The sequence below is a fragment of the Streptomyces sp. NRRL WC-3618 genome (genome assembly GCF_001280005.1).
Lineage (GTDB): Bacteria > Actinomycetota > Actinomycetes > Streptomycetales > Streptomycetaceae > Streptomyces.
Genome location: NZ_LGDW01000464.1, coordinates 1 through 21062, shown reverse-complemented (window position 1 = coordinate 21062; position 21062 = coordinate 1). Strand labels below are relative to the sequence as shown.

Annotated in this window: 18 protein-coding genes; 11 read left to right on the top strand and 7 right to left on the bottom strand. The window is 68.8% G+C overall.

Annotated features, from left to right (window positions below; translation table 11 throughout):
• Positions 1-12: 12 nt before the first annotated feature.
• The 3 genes from ADL01_RS33730 to ADL01_RS33720 form a co-directional block, all read right to left on the bottom strand.
• Positions 13-1197: an acyltransferase family protein gene (locus tag ADL01_RS33730; protein WP_199834996.1), complete on the bottom strand. Its 1185-nt coding sequence runs from the start codon at positions 1195-1197 to the stop codon at positions 13-15.
• Between the two features lie 187 nt (positions 1198-1384).
• Positions 1385-2767, bottom strand: coding sequence for a polysialyltransferase family glycosyltransferase (locus ADL01_RS33725; protein WP_053745846.1), 1383 nt, complete (start codon positions 2765-2767; stop codon positions 1385-1387).
• Positions 2767-3747, bottom strand: coding sequence for a glycosyltransferase family 2 protein (locus ADL01_RS33720; protein ID WP_053745845.1), 981 nt, complete (start codon positions 3745-3747; stop codon positions 2767-2769). Before ADL01_RS33720 ends, ADL01_RS33725 begins: the two co-directional genes overlap by 1 nt.
• A gap of 221 nt (positions 3748-3968) precedes the next feature.
• Here ADL01_RS33720 and ADL01_RS33715 point away from each other — a divergent pair, with 221 nt between their 5' ends.
• The 4 genes from ADL01_RS33715 (at position 3969) to ADL01_RS33700 (ending at position 8921) form a co-directional block, all read left to right on the top strand.
• Positions 3969-5279 (top strand): DUF6716 putative glycosyltransferase, encoded by a 1311-nt coding sequence (locus ADL01_RS33715; protein WP_420719765.1) that lies wholly within the window; start codon positions 3969-3971, stop codon positions 5277-5279.
• A gap of 50 nt (positions 5280-5329) precedes the next feature.
• Positions 5330-6646: an acylneuraminate cytidylyltransferase gene (locus ADL01_RS33710; RefSeq protein WP_053745843.1), complete on the top strand. Its 1317-nt coding sequence runs from the start codon at positions 5330-5332 to the stop codon at positions 6644-6646.
• Between the two features lie 12 nt (positions 6647-6658).
• Positions 6659-7594 (top strand): N-acetylneuraminate synthase family protein, encoded by a 936-nt coding sequence (locus ADL01_RS33705; protein WP_053745842.1) that lies wholly within the window; start codon positions 6659-6661, stop codon positions 7592-7594.
• A 97-nt stretch (positions 7595-7691) separates the two neighbouring features.
• Positions 7692-8921 (top strand): hypothetical protein, encoded by a 1230-nt coding sequence (locus tag ADL01_RS33700; protein ID WP_053745841.1) that lies wholly within the window; start codon positions 7692-7694, stop codon positions 8919-8921.
• 22 nt (positions 8922-8943) lie between these two features.
• Here ADL01_RS33700 and ADL01_RS33695 read toward each other — a convergent pair whose 3' ends face one another.
• A complete protein-coding gene (locus tag ADL01_RS33695) occupies positions 8944-9549 on the bottom strand; it encodes a class I SAM-dependent methyltransferase (protein ID WP_053745869.1) in 606 nt (201 codons plus the stop codon).
• Between the two features lie 388 nt (positions 9550-9937).
• On the opposite strand from ADL01_RS33695, the gene ADL01_RS33690 reads away from it, so the two are divergent.
• Positions 9938-11206, top strand: coding sequence for an amidohydrolase (locus tag ADL01_RS33690; RefSeq protein ID WP_053745840.1), 1269 nt, complete (start codon positions 9938-9940; stop codon positions 11204-11206).
• Between the two features lie 89 nt (positions 11207-11295).
• Here the strand turns inward: ADL01_RS33690 and ADL01_RS33685 are convergent, their stop codons facing one another.
• From ADL01_RS33685 to ADL01_RS33675, 3 genes are all read right to left on the bottom strand, one after another.
• Positions 11296-11997, bottom strand: coding sequence for a DUF6445 family protein (locus tag ADL01_RS33685; RefSeq protein WP_053745839.1), 702 nt, complete (start codon positions 11995-11997; stop codon positions 11296-11298).
• Positions 11998-12109: 112 nt separating this feature from the next.
• Positions 12110-12583: a hypothetical protein gene (locus ADL01_RS33680; protein WP_053745838.1), complete on the bottom strand. Its 474-nt coding sequence runs from the start codon at positions 12581-12583 to the stop codon at positions 12110-12112.
• Positions 12584-12651: 68 nt separating this feature from the next.
• Complete coding sequence (locus tag ADL01_RS33675; RefSeq protein ID WP_053745837.1) at positions 12652-13266, bottom strand: hypothetical protein; 615 nt, start codon at positions 13264-13266, stop codon at positions 12652-12654.
• Positions 13267-14057: 791 nt separating this feature from the next.
• On the opposite strand from ADL01_RS33675, the gene ADL01_RS33670 reads away from it, so the two are divergent.
• The 6 genes from ADL01_RS33670 to ADL01_RS33645 all read left to right on the top strand — a co-directional run bounded on the left by ADL01_RS33670 (position 14058) and on the right by ADL01_RS33645 (position 21042).
• On the top strand, positions 14058-15119 hold the full coding sequence (locus ADL01_RS33670) for a BMP family lipoprotein (RefSeq protein ID WP_053745836.1): 1062 nt from the start codon (positions 14058-14060) through the stop codon (positions 15117-15119).
• 274 nt (positions 15120-15393) lie between these two features.
• Entirely contained in the window at positions 15394-16866 is a 1473-nt protein-coding gene (locus ADL01_RS33665; protein ID WP_234354883.1) for an ABC transporter ATP-binding protein, read from the top strand.
• The gene (locus ADL01_RS33660) at positions 16863-17990 is read left to right on the top strand and encodes an ABC transporter permease (RefSeq protein ID WP_053745835.1); all 1128 of its coding nucleotides are present in this window, start codon (positions 16863-16865) and stop codon (positions 17988-17990) included. The genes ADL01_RS33665 and ADL01_RS33660 overlap by 4 nt, the downstream gene beginning before the upstream one ends.
• Positions 17990-19273: an ABC transporter permease gene (locus tag ADL01_RS33655; protein WP_053745834.1), complete on the top strand. Its 1284-nt coding sequence runs from the start codon at positions 17990-17992 to the stop codon at positions 19271-19273. The genes ADL01_RS33660 and ADL01_RS33655 overlap by 1 nt, the downstream gene beginning before the upstream one ends.
• Positions 19270-19662, top strand: a complete 393-nt coding sequence (locus ADL01_RS33650) for a cytidine deaminase (RefSeq protein WP_053745833.1) — start codon at positions 19270-19272, stop codon at positions 19660-19662. The genes ADL01_RS33655 and ADL01_RS33650 overlap by 4 nt, the downstream gene beginning before the upstream one ends.
• Before the next feature lie 96 nt (positions 19663-19758).
• On the top strand, positions 19759-21042 hold the full coding sequence (locus ADL01_RS33645; protein WP_053745867.1) for a thymidine phosphorylase: 1284 nt from the start codon (positions 19759-19761) through the stop codon (positions 21040-21042).
• The last annotated feature ends 20 nt before the right edge of the window (positions 21043-21062 follow it).

Here is a 21062-nt window from a genome sequence, read left to right as displayed (position 1 = left end):
GGGCCGGCCGGGTCAGGCCTTCGTGAACCGGGCCGCCTGCACCGTCATCGCGCGCTTGAGCCGGGGCCCGAACGGCTTCTCGACCGTGCGGTGAATCACATAGGCCAGGACCAGCATGCTCGTGATGGTGGCGGCCAGCGTCAGATACGGGTCCAGGCCGAGGCCGCGGTGCAGCACCCGGATGAAGAACCAGCCCAGGTGCTCGTGGATCAGATAGAAGGGGTACGTCAGCGCGCCCGCGACCGTCAGCCAGCGCCAGTTCATCCAGCTCAGCCAGCCCAGCGCGACCACCGCGACGGCCACGAAGGCGAGCAGCACGATGAACTGGATGACATACGGGTTGCGGTGGAAGTCGCCGTTCGCACCGGGGTGCCACAGGGCCGTCGTCGCGTAGCGCTGCCCGAGCAGGAACGAGACGGCGACGATGCCCCAGGTCAGCAGGTCGCTGCCGAACTTGTGGATCAGGAAGAGCGCGAGGCCGCCGATGAAGAAGGGCGCGTACTCGGGCATCACTACCGCGTTCACCAGCGGGTCCTGGGTGACCCCGGCCAACGCCGTGGCGAGCGTCCACAGAAGGCAGAAGATCACCACGCTCCGGTAGTTGGCACCCTTCCAGACCACGAGCAGCGCGAACAGCGCGTAGAAGCGCACCTCGGCCCAGAGCGTCCAGCACACGCCGAGCACCCGGTGCACACCCATGGGCATCTGCAGCATCGTCAGGTTGACCATGATCTCGTCGGCCCGCAGCGGGTGGACGACCACGGGCAGCATGAACGCGGCGACGGTGATGATGACGATCGCGGCCCAGTACGCCGGGTAGAGGCGGGCGATACGTGAGCGGAAGAAGTCGCCTATCGTCCGTCCCCAGCTGCTCATGCAGATCACGAAGCCGCTGATGACGAAGAAGAACTGCACCCCGAGGCAGCCGTAGGCCGCGGCCTGGGACAGGGTCGGGAACGTCAGGCTGGGCGACTGGTTCCAGGACTCGGAGATCGTGCCGCCGCGGCCCGCGTAGTGGTAGAAGCAGACCATCAGCGCGGCGAGAATCCGCAGCCCGTCCAGCGCGCGCAGTCGGCTGCCGGCCCGCGCGGGGGTGGGCGTGGCGGGCGCGGCGGGGCCGGCCGGTTCGGCACCCTCGCGCGCGACCGGGGGCGGTGCCGGCTGCGGGGGTGCCATGGTCTGGTCGGCCGCGGTCATCGAGAAGCCTTTCGGGACAAGGACTGTGGGCAGCAGGGACCGAAGGGGTCAGGGGCAGCGCACGGCACCCGCGAAGAAGTTGTACGGGTGAAGGATAGGACAGTGTATTGACCCCCGAGGGCGCACATGGGTTGCCCCCCGTTCCGCAACGGAACGGGGGGCAACTGCCGTACGGTACTGCCCGCTTCTACTTCTTCACGGTCTTGCCCAGCGCACGCGCCCGGCGGGCGATGCGCCGCACGGTCGCGTTGCGCGGGATGAACGCCAACTGCACGGGCACGGAGCCCGGCAGGGCCAGCGCGGTCAGCCGGCGGCGCTTGAAGTAGCGCCAGGTATGCGAGTTGAGCCGGGTGGAGAGGTACTTCTCCGCCTCCGGCCGCAGCAGCGGGTAGATCTTCGGCTGCATGGCGAACCCGACGGCCTTGACCAGTCCGGCCAGGTCGTCGTCCACCTGCTTGCGCGACGGCATCGCCCACTTGGCGACCGCGGCGGCGTCCTCCAGGTCGGGCAGCAGCGCGTCGACGATGGTCAGGGGCACCCGGTTGCTGTTCTGGTACGGCGCGAGCCGGTCCAGCAGGGTGTCCGTGCCGACCCGGGCGACCGGGATGCCGTACAGACCGGCCGCGGTGAGCAGCCCGGTGGAGAAGCAGCCGACGACGAGCGAGGGCCGGGTCTGCTGGAAGAGCACCTCGGCGAGCACGGGCCGGTCCAGGACGGTGAGCTCGGCGCCGAGCTTCTTCGCCTCGTTCTCCAGGGTCTGCGACCAGTGCGCGGGTGCGACGGGGTGCGGCTTGAAGATGATCGCGCGGTGTCCTCGCGCCACGGCGCCGCGCATCATGCGCAGGTGCAGCTCCTCCTCCTCCTCGGGAGTGAGGATGCTGAGCGCGGAGAGGTACTGGCCCAGCAGCAGGGCGGGTCCGTCGCCGGAGCCGGCCGCGGGGACCGTTTCGCCCGCTGCCTCCGCCTCGGCGGCCGCGGACTCCGCGAGCTCGCCGAGGACCTTGAGGAACGCCTCCGACGGCACCAGTTCGGGCTCCACCCCGAACTCGGTGAGCAGCAGCGGCTTGAGCCCCGGTACGAGGTCGAGGTGCAGCAGCCGTCTGATGCTGGTGCCGACCAGCGGGTCGATCTTGTCGCGCGTGGGGCCGTAGCTCATCAGGCCGTCCGCGTAGACGTCGACGGGCGAGCCGGTGAACAGGCGGCACAGCGCGAGCGCGGGATTGACCTGGACGGACTCGACGGCCAGCTGGATGTTGTCGTCACCGAGGTTCCACAGCAGCCGCAGATGACGCTCCCATATGGGGATGTCGTCGGTGCGCGGGCTCCAGCCGCTGGGGTGGAACGGGGAGATGGCCTCGTTCCACGAGAGCACCCCGTCGAAACGCTCCCGGACGCGGTCGAATCCGGACATCTCGTCGAGGCCGGGGCTGATCTCGGGGGCGGCGGTGTTGTTGGTCACCAACAGCAGCCGCCGGTCGGCCGGTTCGAAGAGCCCCGCGTCCAGCGCGGCGGCCACCGTGGCGGCGCCGTACAGCGTGGACGCGACGAAGATCTGAGTGGTGCGAGCCATCAGCCGGCCACCTTCTCCGCCGCGACGGGCCTGCGCCGCACTCGGCGCAGCCGGGCGGCGCGCGTGGCGTCCATGGAGTTGATCGCCTCCGTGAGGACGTCCTGCGGCATCCGCTTCAGGGCGGCTGAGCTCAGTGAGCGCAATTCTCGAGCCACGGCGGGTTCGAACCTCTCGATCGATCCGAGATGATGGGCCATGATCGCGCAGTACGTGCGCACTGCCTTGGGCAGCAGCCTATCGGCCTCGGCATCCCGTGCCGTCTCCTCGATCACCTGGTCGAAGGCCCGGATGAAGTCCAGTTGCCGGGTGTCACCGATCTGGGTGAGGGACGAGGTGACCCCGCGCCGGTAGAAGACGCCGAGCAGCCCCACCACGGCGAACGACTCCGCCTCCCGGTGCAGCTTCCAGATCCACGGCCGGTCCTCCGCCGTGCGCAGTCCGTCCCTGAAGTGCAGGACGCCGCGGTCGACGAGCCGGCGGTGGTAGATGCCCGCCCAGGCGTAGGCGTAGTCGACGGACGTGGTGCGGTCGGTCGGCAGAATCGCGTCCCGCGGAGACATCACCACCCCGCGCCGGCCGTGCGGAACCCGGTGGATCGCGCGCGCCTTGCCCGTGCACTGCACATGATCCGTACGGACGAAATCGCAGCCCAAGTCCTCAATAGAAGCGAGGAGTTGGGAGAAATAGCCGGGGGCGAGCCAGTCGTCGCCATCGAGGAACGTGAGGTATTCGCCACGCGCTTTGTCGATCCCGGTGTTGCGGGCGGTGGCCAGTCCTCCGTTCTTCTCGTGGCTGACCAGCACGGCGCCCGGCAGCTCGCGCTCTGCGCGCGCGAGGATGTCCGGAGTCTCGTCGCGCGAGCAGTCGTCGACGAGAATGAACTCGAAGTCCTCACGCGCGTTGGCGCGGAGGCTCTTCAGAGTGTCGGGCGCATATTGCTGCACGTTGTAGAACGGCACGATGACGGAGAGCTTGACCACGCGTCCAGGTTAGAGCCTCTCCGGAGCTCCTACTTTACCCGGGGTTTGATCACGGACGAACGGCATGTGTCGGCCCGGTGAATCAAGGGGGTTTCTGTGTGTATGGCGCCCCGTATCAGGCCGCGTAGATCTTTTGTTAACCCTTTGTTGCCTCGCGATTGGGCGGAAGCACCCCATGTCGGCTTAAGGTCTTGGGCGTGCCAGCCAGTACCTCGAGCCCCATGAGGGTCGCCGTTCTCGCCGATTCAGACACTCGGTGGAAATGGGGTGCACTCACCGCCAGTCGTATTTCTCCTGATAATTCAGACATTCACCTCGACGGCTACCTCCTCAGAGGCAGAGCCACGCCCACGGCCCGCCAGCTCCAGGAGGTCGGCGTCACGGCCGACTCGCTGCGCGAGGTGACCGCCCTGGAGTTCCTGCGGGCCATGGACCAGGAGGAGCCGTACGACATCCTTGTCCTCGCCCTCGTCGGGGGCGGCGTCCAGGCGATGCTCCACGGCCTGACGCACGTGTGGCAGGACCAGGCCCTGCGCCCTGTCGTCGTCACCGGCTATGTCGGCGTCGTCTACGAGAAGCTGACCGACGGCCTCCTGCTGCGCCACGGCGCCGACCTGGTCCTCGCCAACTCCCGTCAGGACGCCGACCGGTTCAAGGCCGTATACGACGGTGTCGGCGCCGACTCCTCCTCTGTGACCGAAGTCGCACTCCCCTTCCTGGGTGGCGCTTCTTACACAGGTGACCATGGTCACCCCTACACCGTGGTGTTCGCCGCCCAGCCCTCCGTCCCGGAGAGCCGCAAGGACCGTACGTATCTGCTGGACCGCCTCGTGCAGCACGCCAAGCTGCACCCCGAGCGCGAGGTGCTCCTCAAGCTGCGCTCCAAGCCCGGCGAGCACACCACGCACATCGAGGAACTGCCGTACCAGAAACTTGCCCAGCGCGCCGACCTTCCGCCCAACTTCAAGCTCGTCTACGGGCACATGGGCGAGGTCCTGGACCGTACGGACCTGCTGGTCACGATCAGCTCCACGGCCGCCCTGGAGTCCCTGCACCGCAGCATCCCGACCGTCGTGCTGAGCGACCTCGGGGTGCGTGAGTCGCTCGGCAACCACCACTTCGTGGGATCCGGCTGCCTCGCCTCCTGGGAGCAGCTCGACGCCGGTCACCAGCCCGTTCCTGACGCCTCATGGGTGGCCAGGCAGGGGGTCGCGGCTGGGGGCACCCCCTCTGGGGGAGGCTCGTACGAGTCCGCCTTTGATACGGCACGCGACAGGATCGACCGTCTTCTGGGATCCTCGAAGCTTCCGCCGCTGGCCCCGTATTACACACCGATGACGGCTCCCGGATATTTGCCGGGTATTCTCGCTCGGCACCACCTCGGCCCCGACGGCGTTCCGCTGCCCGGGGCGCCGGCCGCCGACAAGGAGCCGGGAGCGGTGCGGCAGATCGTGCGTCGCGCGGCCCGCGGCGCCTACCGGCACGGCGTGCAGCGCGTCGCGCCCGTGATCCGGCGTATGGGGGAGCTGTGAGCGACCGGATTCCCCGTCACGAACGCGAAGAGCGTCAAGGAGTACAGGCAATGTCCAACCCGGAGTCCAACCCGGAAGCGGGCCGAGCGACAGCGCGGCCCCGCGTGCTCGCGGTCATTCCCGCGCGAGGCGGCTCCAAGGGCGTCCCCGCGAAGAACCTGCTGCCCGTCGGCGGGGTCCCGCTGGTCGCCCGCGCGGTGCGCGAGTGCCTCGCGGCCAAGCTGGTCACGGACGTCGTCGTCTCCACCGACGACCAGGCGATCGCCGCCGCCGCCCGCCAGGCCGGCGCCGAGGTCGTGCTGCGTCCCGCCGCCATCGCCGGTGACACCGCGACCTCCGAGGCCGCCGTCCTGCACGCCATGGACGCCCACGAGACGCTGCACGGCACCAAGGTCGACGTGGTCCTGCTCGTGCAGTGCACCAGCCCGTTCATCATCCGCGAGGATGTCGACGGCGTCGTCAACGCGGTTGTGCACAACGGTGCGGACAGCGCGCTGACCGTCGCCCCCTTCCACGGCTTCATCTGGCGCGACGCCGCCGACGACCCGCAGGCTGCGCCCGGCGAGCGCACGGCGGTCGAGGCCGGCACCGGCTCCGTGGCCACCGAGACGGTCACCGTCGGCGGCGGCTATGGCGTGAATCACGACAAGTCCTTCCGGCCCCGCCGCCAGGACCGCCCCCAGGACCTCCTGGAGACCGGCGCCGTCTACGCCATGGACGCGACGGGCTTCCGCCAGTCGAAGCACCGTTTCTTCGGTCACACCGAACCCGTGCGCACCGACCCGGCCCGCGTGCTGGAGATCGACGACCCGCACGACCTCGCCCGCGCCCGGGCCCTCGCGACGCTCTTCGACGCGAACCGCCCCGGCGCCCTTCCGACCGCCGATGACATCGACGCGGTCGTACTCGACTTCGACGGCACCCAGACAGATGACAGGGTGCTGATCGACTCCGAAGGACGGGAGTTCGTCTCCGTGCATCGCGGTGACGGCCTCGGAATCGCAGCGTTGCGCAAGAGCAGCCTCAAGTTGCTGATCCTGTCCTCGGAACAGAACCCGGTCGTCGCCGCCCGCGCACGGAAGCTACAGCTGCCCGTGTTGCACGGCATCGACCGGAAAGACCTCGCGCTGAAGCAGTGGTGCGAGGAGCAGGGCATCGCGCCGGAGCGCGTGCTCTACGTCGGCAACGACGTCAACGACCTCCCGTGCTTCGCCCTGGTGGGCTGGCCCGTGGCGGTCGCAAGCGCCCACGACGTTGTGCGCGGCGCCGCACGCGCGGTCACCACCGTTCCCGGCGGCGACGGCGCGATCCGAGAGATCGCCAGCTGGATCCTCGGCCCCTCTCTCGACCCCCTCAACAAGAAGTAAGGAACCAAAGTCATGACCTCCACCCGCCTGCGCTCGTTCGGCTCGAAGACGGCCGGTCCCGGCCAGCCCGTGTACATCTGCGGCGAGATCGGCATCAACCACAACGGTGACCTCGAGAACGCCTTCAAGCTGATCGACGTGGCCGCCGAGGCCGGCTGCGACGCCGTCAAGTTCCAGAAGCGCACCCCGGAGATCTGCACCCCGCGCGACCAGTGGGACATCGAGCGCGACACCCCCTGGGGCCGCATGACCTACATCGACTACCGCCACCGTGTGGAGTTCGGCGAGGACGACTACCGCCAGATCGACGAGCACTGCAAGAAGCGCGGCATCGACTGGTTCGCTTCCCCGTGGGACACCGAGGCCGTCGCGTTCCTCGAGAAGTTCGACGTCCCGGCCCACAAGGTCGCCTCCGCGTCCCTGACGGACGACGAGCTGCTCGTCGCCCTGCGCAAGACCGGCCGTACGGTCATCCTGTCGACGGGTATGTCCACCCCGAAGCAGATCCGTCACGCGGTCGAGGTCCTCGGCTCGGACAACATCCTGCTGTGCCACGCGACGTCGACCTACCCGGCGAAGGCCGAGGAGCTCAACCTCCGCGTGATCAACACGCTGGAGAAGGAGTACCCGAACGTTCCGATCGGCTACTCCGGCCACGAGACGGGCCTGCAGACCACGCTGGCCGCGGTCGCCCTCGGTGCCACCTTCGTCGAGCGTCACATCACCCTCGACCGCGCGATGTGGGGCTCCGACCAGGCCGCCTCCGTCGAGCCGCAGGGCCTGACCCGCCTCGTCCGTGACATCCGCACCATCTCCGAGTCCCTCGGCGACGGCGTCAAGAAGGTCTACGAGTCCGAGATCGGCCCCATGAAGAAGCTCCGTCGTGTCTCCGGCGTCATCGCCGACGCGGAGATCGCGGCTGCGGCGGGCGAGCCCGTCACCGCCTGATCCACCCCACTCAGCGGCTTCACCGGCGCCAGCCGGTGACCACTCCGTCCACGCGGATCCCCCAATCCGTACTCACGGAAGCGACGGTCGTACGTCGATGAGCCCACGCGCCGGTACCACCGGCCCCCAGACTCTCGCCTTCGTCGAGAGCCCGGTCCAGCTTCTGAACGTGCTGGAATGGGCGCATGCGCACACGCATGCGCCCAGCCCGGAGGGGGCCGGCGGTCCGGCGCCGGCTGTTTCCACCAGCAAAAAAGGCAAAGCCAGAGTCCCCGGACAGGCGTCGCGCCGCTGGCGCAGAGGCCAGAGCCGGCCGGAGATCCACCGGGAACCCGCCGCGGGCGGACTGACCCTGGTGGTTCTCTCCCCGGTCGACCCGATGACCCGGGGCCAGCTGCGCCGCATGGCCGAACTCGCCCGCGAGGAAGGCCATGAGGTCCGCTGGGAGGACGCGCGCGACGGTACGTCGGCGCCCTTCCGCACGATCGGCGGCCTCGCCCCCCTGTTGCGCAGGACGCGGCGGATCGTGATGGGCGACCCGTTCTCCCGTTACGTACAGGTACTTCTCAACATCACCAAGGCCCGTGACCTCGTCGTGGTCGACGACGGCACGGCGACCATGGAGTTCGTCTCCCAACTGGCGCGCGGTGAACGCCTGGTGCGCTGGCACCGCAAGTCACAGCGCCCCGGAGCGCGGGACCTGCTGTTCATCCCGGTGTCGTCGAAGGCACGCCGACGGCTGACCCCGGGCGGCCGGCGCCGGGTCGAGATCTTCTCCTCGATGCCGATCGAGGACACCCCCCAGGGCGTCGAGGTCACGTACAACGACTTCGCCTGGACCCGGTCCCGCTTCGGGCCCCCGCACATCTCCGACGGTGCCGACATGGTCGGTACGTCCCTGGTCGAGACGGGCGTGGTCGACGCCGACCGCTACCGCGACGCGGTCCGTACCCTGGCCACGGCCCACGGAGTGAAGCGCTACTTCGCGCACCGCCGCGAGAGCGCCGAGAAACTCCACGACCTGGCGGCCTGCACCGGCCTGGAGGTGGTCCGCCCGGACCTCCCCCTGGAACTGATCGCCCGCCGCGGCCCCATCGGCCGTACGATCCTCAGCTTCCCGTCGACGGTCGTCCACACCCTCCCCCTGGCCCTGGCGGGCACGGACGTCAAGGTCGCCGTCTGCGACATCGACCCGGCCTGGCTGACCGCGAGCGCCTCACCACGGGCCCAGGGCTTCCTGTCGGGCGTCACGGGCTCGGCCCGCGACGTGCAACGGGTGTCGACGGAGCCGTCCCGCCCGACGAAGGAAGCGAAGGCGACGGGCTGAGGCCCGCGGCCCCCGCGCCCGGCTACTGCGGCTTGCGTGCCAGCAGGTACGCGCGTGGGCGCGTCTCCTCCTCGTACGGCTCGCGGATCGTTTGCGCGTGTGACGTCAGGCCTGCCTTGGTCAGGAGTTCGGTGACCCGGTCCGGGGTGCGGAACCAGTAGTCCAGCGACATCTCGTGGCCGAAGCGTTCCGTGAGGCGCAGGTGTTCGTCCTCGGGGCCCGTCTGGAAGCCGAGCAGGACGTGGCCGCCGGGGGCCAGTACGCGGTGGAACTCCTCGAACACCGTGGACAGGCCGCTGTCCGGGACGTGGATGATCGAGTAGAGGGCCAGGATCCCGCCCAGGGTTTCGTCCGGGAGGTCCAGCGACGTCATCGAGCCCACGTGGAACCGGAGTTCTGGGTGGGCCCGGCGGGCCAGCGCCACCATGCGCGGGGACAGGTCGACGCCGAACACCGGTACGCCGAGGTCGTGCAGTCTCGCGGTCACATGGCCGGGGCCGGAACCGATGTCCGCGACGGGCTCGGAGCCCCGGGCCCGCACCAGCTCGGCGAAGGCGGCGACGAGGGCGCGGTCCACCGGCAGGTCCGCCAAGTGGTCCGCGTATCGCTCTGTGTAGTCGGCGGCCATCGCGTCGTAGGACGCGCGGGTGGCGTCGAGGAAGTCCGGTACGTCGGGGAGTAAGGACTTGATGGAGTCTGTTATGGACGTCACGTTGGGGGCGGTCACAGGGGTGCACGTTACCCGGGGCGCCCGGCCGAGGGGGGCGTTCTCCAGGGCGACAGCGAGTGTTCACCGCCCTGACCGTGGACGTTTCGGTGGGTGGACAGTTCGGTCGAAGCGGGGGACGCCGTGGCATCGTGGACGCAGGTAGACGGAAGTGGCTGCCGGGAAAGGGCCCGAGTTTACCCATCCACGATCGTGAGTATGCCTTGGCGATCAGGTTTTCTTCCTCTAATAGGTTGAAATTTTGTTGATCCTGGTCAGCTGACCGCCTGGGCGTCCTACCCTTCAGAGGGTGAACCAATTGACGTCCCGAGAGTCCGAGGTCGACCTCCCCGGCGAAGCCGTGCTTCCCGGCACGCTGCCGGAGGCGCTGCACGCCGAGCTCGTCGCGTTCCGACGCGACATGCACATGCACCCGGAGCTCGGCAACCAGGAGTTCCGCACCACCGCCGCGATCAAGGAACGGCTCGAGAAGGCCGGCCTCAAGCCGCGCGTACTCACCACCGGAACTGGGCTCATCTGTGACATCGGCGACATCGACGCCGACCCTGAGGGCCACGACAACGGCACCGCCGTGCCGATGCTCGCCCTGCGCGCCGATATCGACGCCCTCCCCATCCCGGACACGAAGAGTGAGTGCGCGTACCGCTCCACCGTGCCCGGCCGCGCCCACGCCTGCGGCCACGACGTGCACACGGCCGTCGTCCTCGGCGCCGGACTCGTCCTCGCCGACCTGCACCAGCAGGGCCTGCTGCCGCGACCGGTGCGCCTGCTGTTCCAGCCCGCCGAAGAGGTGCTGCCCGGCGGCGCCGCCGACGCGATCGAGTGCGGCGCGCTCGACGGGGTGGGCCGGATCATCGCCGTGCACTGCGACCCGAAGGTCGACGCCGGACGGATCGGACTGCGCCACGGGCCCATCACCTCCGCCTGCGACCGGCTGGAGATCTCGCTCGACGGCGCCGGCGGTCACACCGCGCGTCCCCACCTCACGACCGACCTCGTCACCGCCGCCGCCCGGGTCGCCACCGAGGTGCCCGCGCTCGTCGCCCGGCGCGTCGACGCGCGCAGCGGGCTCTCCGTGGTCTGGGGCCGCATCGAGTCCGGTCACGCCTGCAACGTGATCCCGCAGCACGCCGAGCTCTCCGGGACCGTACGCTGCCTCGACCTCGAGACCTGGCACCAGGCCCCCGACCTCGTCCACGCGGCCGTCGACGAGATCGCCGGCCTGTACCGGGCCAAGTCCGAGATCACCTACGTGCGCGGGGTGCCGCCCGTCGTCAACGACGCGGAGGTCACCGAGCTGCTGCGCGACGCCATGACGGCCCGACGCGGCCTCCACTCCGTCGAGGACACCACGCAGAGCCTCGGCGGCGAGGACTTCTCCTGGTACCTGGAGCACGTGCCCGGCGCGATGGCCCGGCTCGGCGTACGCACGCCGGGGGAGCGGGTGGTGCGCGATCTGCACCAGGGCGACTTCGACGCCGACGAGTACGCGATCACGGTCGGCGTGGAGATGTTCACGGCCGCCGCGCTGATCGACGCGCGGGAGCGGAAAGCGTAGGGAGGCCGGGGAGGGGTGCCATGCCGGGTGCGGTTCCGGTCACCCGGCACGACACCCCAGGCCTGAAGGGCACGGAAGTCAGAAGAGGCTCACGCCATCCAGAAGAACACTGCGGTCATCCGCTTCTCCTCCAGTGCCGTCCCGCAGTAGCCGGTCGCGCTGTGCACGAGGTTGGCGTTGTAGAGCAGCAGGCGGTTGTACTTGTGCGGGACGCGTACGTCCTCCTCGAAGGCGTCCGGTGTCACGAACCGGGTGCCCAGCGCGTCGACCAGGTTGTTGTGCGGGGCCTGGACCGTGTTGCCGCCGAGGCGCCCGCCGGGCAGGGACTGCCGGAAGAAGCTGGTGCCGCAGTCCTTGGGGACACCGGGGTTGAGGTAGAGCACGGCCGCGTACCGGCACAGCGCCCGGGAGTCCGTGTGCGGGCGGGGCGTGCTCTCGCCCTCGCCGACCACCTGGACGCAGTTGTGGTTGAGGGTGCCGCCGCCGGGGGCCTGCTGCACCCAGAGTTCCTTCGCGCCGGTCGCCTGCTTCACCAGCCGCTCGATCCGCCCCAGCTCGGCGGGTTCGAGACCCGGCATCGCCCGTAGCCCCGGCCAGCTCTCCGAGGTGTAGGGGTGGCCCTTGATCCAGTCGTCCTTGGCGAGACACCGCTCGCGTACGGCGTCCACGCCGGGCAGGACGTCGTCGAGGACCCAGTAGTCGCGGCCCTTGGTGGGCTTGCGGTACGGCAACACCGGGAGGGCGGGGCGGGCACCGGCGGCCCTGGGGAGAGGCGATGGCTGTGGGGGCATGGGTCAGAACGTAGGGCGGACCCAGTTTTGCCTTTGCCTGTACTCGGTCAATTTTTCCCCGGCTTCGGTCAACCTTCGGTCAGCGCCACCGTTTGAGGACTGGCCTGCTTGATCACATGGAGTGCGTGCCCGACACGACGGCTATCCTCCATGTCGCCGCACCACCGCTGACGTGTACGGACAGGGCCTGGTTGACCAGGTCCGTGTAGACCTGCCCGATGGTGATGGGCCCGTCGCATTTGACGCGGTTGGGGGCCTGGTCCGGGTGCTTCCGGTCGACGATGGTCACGATGCCCGCCCCTGAGCAACTGGCGTGGACGGTGTAGGCGTCCGTCAACGGTTTGAACGTGGGAAGGTCGGTATCCGCGGTTCCCTTGGCCACGGGGACGAGGAGCTGTGCCCTGGCCGGAAGGTCGAGTTCTGATCCTTTGACGAACTGGCCGGAGTGGCCGGACTGCCTGGACTGACTGGGCTGTGCGGCATGGGAGCTCTTGGTGTCGTGGGTTGCCGTGCCGTCGGTTGCCGCGCAGGCGGCCGTGAGCAACAGGACGACCAGTGTAGGGACGGCGATGGCCCAGCGGCCCATGGATTCTCCTTGGTGTGATGCCGCGGCCCCGGCGGCGGAGCCGGGGCCGCTCCGATGGTCAGCCGAGGTCAGTTGATCTCCCAGCCTTCTCGGTAGGGCGCCCACACCGTCATGTTCTTCTTGTTGGTCACCGAGCAGTCACCGTTGAGCGTGGCCGTGTAGCCCTTGATGTTTTCCTTCATGATTCCGTAGTCGCCGGTGACGGTCGAGTGCGCCTGCACCTTTCCGCTGGTTCCGACGTTCAGCGACGACGTCCAGCTCTTCGAGGCGTTGGCGTTCACTTCGGCTTTGATCTTCCCGAGCCACATCACCTTGAATTCCCCACTGAGGGTGAGGGAGGCGCCTATGGTCGTAGTTCCCGACCTCTGTGAAGTAAAGGTGTAATCGATCGCGTAGGACTTGTTGTTCGTGACGTATGTCGAGTACTTCACGGACATCGTGTTCTTCACGTTTTGCGTGATGTGAACAAAAGGTCCTCCCTCGCTGCAGTGGCTGCCCGGTGAGGAGTTGGGCTCGCTCAACTTCGGGCCGTCGACCTCGCCTTGGATCGCGAGATCCTCCTGCAGCGGCTCGTCGCTTTCCACTCCGGTCACGGCTGTCGCGGAGTCGACGGTCGGCGGCTGCGCCTCGAGGTCATCGGCGAGTGCCGGTGTCGCACCGGCCATGAGCAGCAGACCGGTCATGACTGCTGCAGCATGCATCTTCACGCTTACCCCCTGATTTTTCGGCAACCCGGTCGGGGTCGCCGTTACGGATTGATCACACCACGGGGTGACATGGCAATGACAGAGATTTGAGTGATTCTTGAGGGTCCATGGGGCCGTTCGATCTGCCGAACGGCTTTCAAATTCAATTCAAGTCTTCAATCGCAGAGTTTGTGATATGGCGTTCGGCCAGGTGGTGCAGTCGATCAAGCTGGAGAAATCCGTAGGCCGCAGCCGGAATCGCCCTCGATGGAGGCCCTGCCGGGGCGGTGATGCCCTGATTGCGGGATGGATGTCCTGGTTTTGGTGTCACCGCGTCCGGGGAGAGCTGACCAATGCGATCTCGGAGCACCTGGAGAGCGTGTCCCCGAGTCGTGTCCGCCTCGCTGCTGCGCCTCCAGTGAGCCCGTGATGTGTGAGGGGGCATCAGTGGGGCGGCGATCAGGGCCGGCGTGGAGCGGTGTCACCGGATGTCGTGGAGTGGTGGGCGCATGACGGGAGCACCCTCAAGGACGGTTCGCCGCCTGGCGCAACATGGTTGTAAGCCAATTGTGCACACTTTGGAACAGGGGTGTGTGAGGCCTTCAGACCCCGAGTTCAGACGGCGTTTGCCTCGAATCGATAACAGCTTCGGTGTAGGTCTCTTTCCGACATCTACGCGCGTTACGATGCCGCGAAGCCGACGCCGCAGGGGCGTCCAGGCCCGAGCACTGGCATGGTGCTCACATGAAGCGCCGACAAGGCGCTCAGGTCAGGTGAAGGAGCCCCCCGTGCGCCGGGTAGCCAAGCTTTCCGCTGCGTGTATCGCCACCGCAGCTCTCGCACTGACTGCCACTGCGTGTGGCAGCACCTCCTCCGAGAAGGGCAGCTCGTCCTCTCCCTCGTCGTCGGAAGGCGGCAAGGGCGGCATCAAGATCGGCCTCGCCTACGACGTCGGCGGCCGTGGTGACCGCTCCTTCAACGACTCCGCCGCCCGCGGCGCCGACAAGGCGGAGAAGGAGTTCGGCGGTTCCATCAAGGAGCTGACCGCCAAGTCCTCCGACACCGAGGCCGACCGCGAGCAGCGCCTGACCGACCTGGCGGACGCCGGCTACAACCCGATCGTCGCCATCGGCTACACGTACGCCACCTCCGTGGGCAAGGTCGCCGCGAAGTACCCGAAGATCAACTTCGGCCTCATTGACTCGGTCGTGGACGCCAAGAACGTCGACAGCATCACCTTCACGGAGGAGCAGGGCTCCTACCTCGCCGGTGTCGCCGCCGCACTGAAGACCAAGAAGGACCACGTCGGCTTCATCGGCGGCGTGGACAACCCGCTGATCAAGAAGTTCGCGGCGGGCTACGTCCAGGGCGTGCACGACACCAACCCCAAGGTCAAGGTCGACGTCCAGTACCTGACCCACGGCTCCGACACCTCCGGCTTCGCCAGCCCCGACAAGGGCAAGGAGGCCGCGTCCGGCCAGCTCGACAACGGCGCCGACGTGATCTACGCGGCGGCCGGCTCCTCCGGCAACGGCTCCATCGAGGCCGTTTCCGGCGTCAAGGGCGCCTGGGGCATCGGCGTGGACTCGGACCAGTACAACATCCCGGGTCTGGCCAAGTACAAGAACTCCATCCTGACCTCGATGGTCAAGAACGTCGACGTCGGCGTCTACGACTTCGTCAAGTCCGTCAACGACGGCACGCCGCTGAACGGCAACCAGATCTACTCGCTCGCCAAGGGCGGCGTGGGCCTGGCCACCAGCGGTGGCTTCATCGACGACATCCAGCCGCAGCTGGACGCCGCGAAGAAGAAGATCGTCGACGGCACCGTCAAGGTCAAGACCAGCTGACCTGACGGTTCCCGCCGGAACCCGGCTCGACGAGGGGGCCTCGACAACCCCCTCGTCGGGCCATAACAATGTGTCAACTCTACGCGTGTAGCACGGAGTTGCCGCGCTAGCGTCGCCGACGCCTTGCCCTCCCCTACGCAGCCCCTTTCCCCGAGGAGAGTGCGCCATCAACGCGTCCAGCCCTCCCGCTGCCGTCGAACTGCGCGGCATCACCAAGCGATTCCCCGGCGTCGTCGCCAACAAGGACATCGACATCACCGTCCGCACGGGCACCGTGCACGCCCTGTGCGGTGAGAACGGTGCCGGCAAGTCCACCCTGATGAAGATCCTCTACGGCATGCAGCAGCCGGACGAGGGCACCGTCACCGTGAACGGCGAGACGGTCACCTTCCACACCCCCGCCGACGCCATCGCCCGCGGCATCGGCATGGTGCACCAGCACTTCATGCTCGCCGACAACCTCACCGTCCTGGAGAACGTCGTCCTGGGCGCGGAGAAGCTGTACGGCATCGGCGGCAAGGCCCGCGCGAAGATCAGGGAGATCTCCGACGCGTACAGCCTGAACGTCCGTACCGACGTCCTGCTGGAGGAGCTCGGCGTCGCCGACCGCCAGCGCGTGGAGATCCTCAAGGTCCTCTACCGCGGCGCCAAGACCCTGATCCTCGACGAGCCCACCGCCGTCCTCGTGCCCCAGGAGGTCGACGCCCTCTTCGACAACCTGCGCGAGCTCAAGGCCGAGGGCCTCACCGTCATCTTCATCTCGCACAAGCTCGGCGAAGTCCTCTCCGTCGCCGACGAGATCACCGTCATCCGACGCGGCACCACCGTCGGCACGGTCGAGCCCGCCGGTACGACTCCCAAGCAGCTCGCCGAGCTGATGGTCGGCAGCGAACTGCCCACCCCGGAGACCGAGGAGTCCACGGTCACCGACGTCCCGCTGCTGAAGCTGGACGGCCTGCGCCTGGCCCAGACCGACCTCGACGGCGTCGAGCGGATCATCCTCGACGACATCTCCTTCACCATCCACAAGGGAGAAGTCCTCGGCATCGCCGGAGTGGAGGGCAACGGCCAGTCCGAACTGGTCGAGGCCATCATGGGCATCCGCACCCCCGACTCGGGCACGATCACCCTCGACGACACCGACATCTCCCACACCCCCACCCGCCGCCGCCGCGAGGCCGGCGTCGGCTACATCCCCGAGGACCGGCACCGCCACGGCCTGCTCCTCGAGGCCCCGCTGTGGGAGAACCGCATCCTCGGCCATGTCACCGAGAGGCCCAACTCCCGCGGCCAGCTGCTCGACATCAAGGCGGCCCGCACCGACACCGAGCGCATCATCCAGGCGTACGACGTCCGCACCCCCGGTATCGACGTCACCGCCGCCTCCCTGTCCGGCGGCAACCAGCAGAAGCTGATCGTCGGCCGCGAGATGAGCCACGCGCCCAAGCTGCTGATCGCCGCCCACCCCACCCGCGGTGTGGACGTCGGTGCGCAGGCAGCGATCTGGGACCACATCCGCGAGGCCCGCCGCGAGGGCCTGGCCGTGCTGCTGATCTCCGCCGACCTGGACGAGCTCATCGGCCTGTCCGACACCCTGCGGGTGATGTACCGCGGCCGACTGGTCGCCGACGCCGACCCCGCCACCATCACTCCCGAGGAGCTGGGCTCCGCCATGACCGGTGCGGCCACCGGCCACCTGGAGCACGCAGCGGACTCCGCAGCGGACCACGAGGACGACGCCCGATGAACAAGCTGACCCAACGCATCGACAAGGAGCGGCTGCTCCTCGGCATCGCGGCGCCGCTGCTGGCGGTCGTCGCCGCGCTCGTCGTCACCACCCTGGTGATCCTGGCCACCGGCAAGAACCCGGGCGCCGCCTTCGGCGACATGGTGACCTACGGCTCCGCCAGCGACAGCCAGGTCTACATCCTGAACAAGGCGACGACGTACTACCTGGCGGGTGTCTCGGTGGCCATCGGCTTCCGGATGAACCTGTTCAACATCGGCGTCGACGGCCAGTACCGCATCGCCGCGTTCTTCGCCGCGGTCCTCGGTGGCGCGCTGACCACACCGGCCTGGATCTCCATCCCGCTGATCATCCTGTGCGCGATGGGCACGGGCGCCGTGTGGGCGGGCATCGCGGGCATCCTGAAGGTGACCCGCGGTGTCAGCGAGGTCATCTCGACGATCATGCTGAACTCGATCGCCACCGCGATCATCGCCTACCTGCTCCAGCCCGGAAAGCTCGCCGAGCTCCAGGCCGGCGGCACGGTCGTCTCCACCAAGCCGCTGCCGGAGTCGTCGTACTTCTTCCAGATCGACACCGGCGCCGCGGGCGAGCTGTGGGGCTTCATCGTCATCGCCGTACTCGTCGGCGTCGCGTACTGGTTCGTCCTCGGCCGCACCCGGTTCGGCTTCGACCTGCGCACCGTCGGCCAGTCCGAGTCCGCCGCCTCCGCGAGCGGTGTCTCGGTGAAGAAGATGATCGCCACCAGCATGCTCATCTCGGGCGCGGTGGCCGGTCTGATCGGCATGCCGACCCTGCTCAACGACAGCCACCAGTTCAGCAACGACTTCCCGGTCGGCATCGGCTTCACCGGTATCGCCATCGCCCTGCTCGGCCGCAACAACCCGGTCGGTATCGCGCTGGGCGCCCTGCTGTGGGGCTTCCTGGAGCGCACCACCAACCACCTGGAGTTCGAGGGCTACGACAAGGAGATCCTCGGCGTGATCCAGGGCGTCATCGTCCTGTGCGTCGTCATCGCCTACGAGGTCGTACGCCGTTACGGACTCAAGCGCCAGCAGCAGCGGGTCGGCGCCGAGCTCGCCGCCCAGGCCGCAGCCCCGACCCAGAAGCAGGAGGTGGCGTGATGACTGCCACGATGACCGACACGCCGCCCCCCGCGGCACCCAAGGCGGACACCCCCACCCGGTCGGGCCGCTCGCTCGGCCAGATCCTCATGATCGTCGCCGGTGCGCTGCTGCTCGTCGCCGCGGTCCGGGTCATCTCCGGCTCGGACCAGCTCACCTCCGAGGGCCAGGTCTCCGCCGCGCTCAGCCTCGCCGTGCCGATCGGCCTCGCCGGTCTCGCCGGTCTGTGGTCCGAGCGCTCCGGTGTGGTCAACATCGGCCTCGAAGGCATGATGATCCTCGGCACCTTCGGCGCCGGCTGGATCGGCTGGCAGTCCAGCCCCTGGATCGGCCTGCTGTGCGGCGTCGGCTTCGGCGTCCTCGGCGGCCTGCTGCACGCGGTCGCGACCGTCACCTTCGGCGTCGACCACATCGTCTCCGGTGTCGCGATCAACCTGCTCGCGCTCGGCACCACCCAGTACCTCGCCAAGCTCTTCTTCGTGGACGGCAAGGCGGCGGACGCGGGCGGCAACCCCAAGCAGTCCCCGCCGGTGGACTCGCTGCCCAGCTTCGACGTCCCGGGTCTGTCCAGCGGTCTGCACTCCATCGAGAATCACCACTGGTTCCTGATCTCCGACATCGCCGGCATCCTCGGCGGTCTGGTCACCGACCTGTCCGTGGTGACGGTCCTGGCGGCCCTGCTGTTCGTCGCCAGCTGGTGGCTGCTGTGGCGCACCCCGTTCGGCCTGCGGCTGCGCTCCTGCGGCGAGAACCCGATCGCCGCCGAGTCGCTCGGCGTCAACGTCTACAAGTACAAGTACATCGCCGTGGCCGTCTCCGGCGGCCTCGCCGGCCTCGGCGGCGCCTTCCTGGCGCTGGTCACCTCGCACACCTACCTGGAGGGTCAGACCGGCGGACGCGGTTACATCGGTCTCGCCGCGATGATCTTCGGCAACTGGCGGCCCGGCGGACTCGCCATGGGCGCGGGCCTGTTCGGCTACTCCGACGCACTCCAGCTGCGCAACGGCGGCGAGACCGTCCACGCGCTGCTGCTCCTGCTGTTCGTGCTGCTCCTGGCGATGGCCGGCTGGAAGCTGTACAAGAAGGCGCACTGGCAGGGCGGCATCAGCCTCATGGTGGCCGCCGGCGTCCTGGTCTGGTACCTGGTCACCGACGAGGTCCCGAGCGACTTCGTGGGCGCCACCCCGTACGTCGTCACGCTGCTGGTGCTGTCGCTGTCCGCGCAGCGCCTGCGGATGCCCAAGGCGGACGGCATGCGCTACCGGAAGGGCCAGGGCAAGTGACGGACGTCGACTGGGGCGCGCTGCGGGAGGTGGCCCGGGACGCGATGTCCCGGGCGTACGCCCCCTACTCCGACTACCCGGTAGGCGCCGCCGCCCTGGTCGACGACGGCCGCACGGTCTCGGGCTGCAACGTCGAGAACGCGTCGTACGGCCTCGGCCTGTGCGCCGAGTGCGGCCTGGTCTCCGAGCTGCAGCGCACGGGCGGCGGGCGGCTGACGCACTTCACGTGCGTGGACGGCAAGGGCGACGTCCTCGTCCCGTGCGGCCGCTGCCGGCAGCTGCTGTACGAGTTCGGGGGCGCGACCCTGCTCCTGGAGACCCCGGCGGGCATCCTGCCCCTCTCCGAGATGCTTCCCCAGGCCTTCGGCCCGGACCATCTCACCAAGTAATTCCCGTACGGCCCCCCGGAGTAGGTGCTCGACCAACTCCGGGGGGCCGCACGGCTTCTCAGAACCACCGGAAGGAAGCCAAAAGTCATGACGCTCCTGTCCATGGATGTCATCTCCGTCATCCGCACCAAGCGGGACCGCGGTGAACTCAGTGACGAGCAGATCGACTGGGTCATCGACGCGTACACGCGCGGCGAGGTCGCCGACGAGCAGATGTCCGCGCTCGCCATGGCGATCCTGCTCAACGGCATGAACCGCCGCGAGATCGCCCGCTGGACGGCGGCGATGATCGCGTCCGGCGAGCGTATGAACTTCGCCTCCCTGTCCCGCCCGACTGCCGACAAGCACTCCACGGGCGGCGTCGGCGACAAGATCACCCTCCCGCTGGCCCCCCTGGTGGCGGCCTGCGGCGCCGCCGTACCGCAGCTCTCGGGCCGCGGCCTAGGCCACACGGGCGGCACCCTGGACAAGCTGGAGTCGATCCCGGGCTGGCGGGCGCTGCTCTCCAACGAGGAGATGCTGAGCGTCCTGGACGGCACGGGCGCGGTGATCTGCGCGGCGGGCGACGGCCTGGCCCCGGCGGACAAGAAGCTGTACGCGCTGCGCGACGTCACCGGCACGGTCGAGGCGATCCCGCTGATCGCCTCGTCGATCATGTCGAAGAAGATCGCGGAGGGCACGGGCTCGCTGGTCCTGGACGTGAAGGTGGGCACCGGCGCCTTCATGAAGACGATCGAGGACGCGCGCGAGTTGGCGTCCACGATGGTGGGCCTGGGCACGGATCACGGAGTGAAGACGGTCGCGCTGCTGACCGACATGTCGACTCCGCTCGGCCTGACGGCGGGCAACGCGCTGGAGGTGCGGGAGTCGGTCGAGGTCCTCGCGGGCGGCGGCCCCGCCGATGTGGTCGAACTGACGCTCGCCCTGGCCCGCGAGATGCTCGACGCGGCCGGCGTGCGCGACGCCGACCCGGCGAAGGCGCTGGCGGACGGCTCCGCGATGGACGTGTGGCGCCGGATGATCGCGGCCCAGGGCGGCGACCCGGACGCCCCGCTGCCCACGTCGAGGGAACAGCACGTCATCAAGGCGCCGTCCTCGGGCGTCCTGACCCGCCTGGACGCGTACGACATCGGCGTGGCCGCCTGGCGGCTCGGCGCGGGGCGTGCACGCAAAGAGGACCCGGTGCAGGCGGGCGCGGGCATCGAACTCCACGCCAAGCCGGGCGACACGGTCACGGCGGGCCAGCCCCTGCTGACCCTCCACACGGACACGCCGGAGCGTTTCGAGTACGCGCTCCAGGCGGTCGGGGGTTCGTACGACATCGGCGCGGCGGGCACGGACTTCGCGGCGGCGCCGGTGGTGCTGGAGCGGATCGCGTAAGCCGGTGGTGGGGCTGAGCG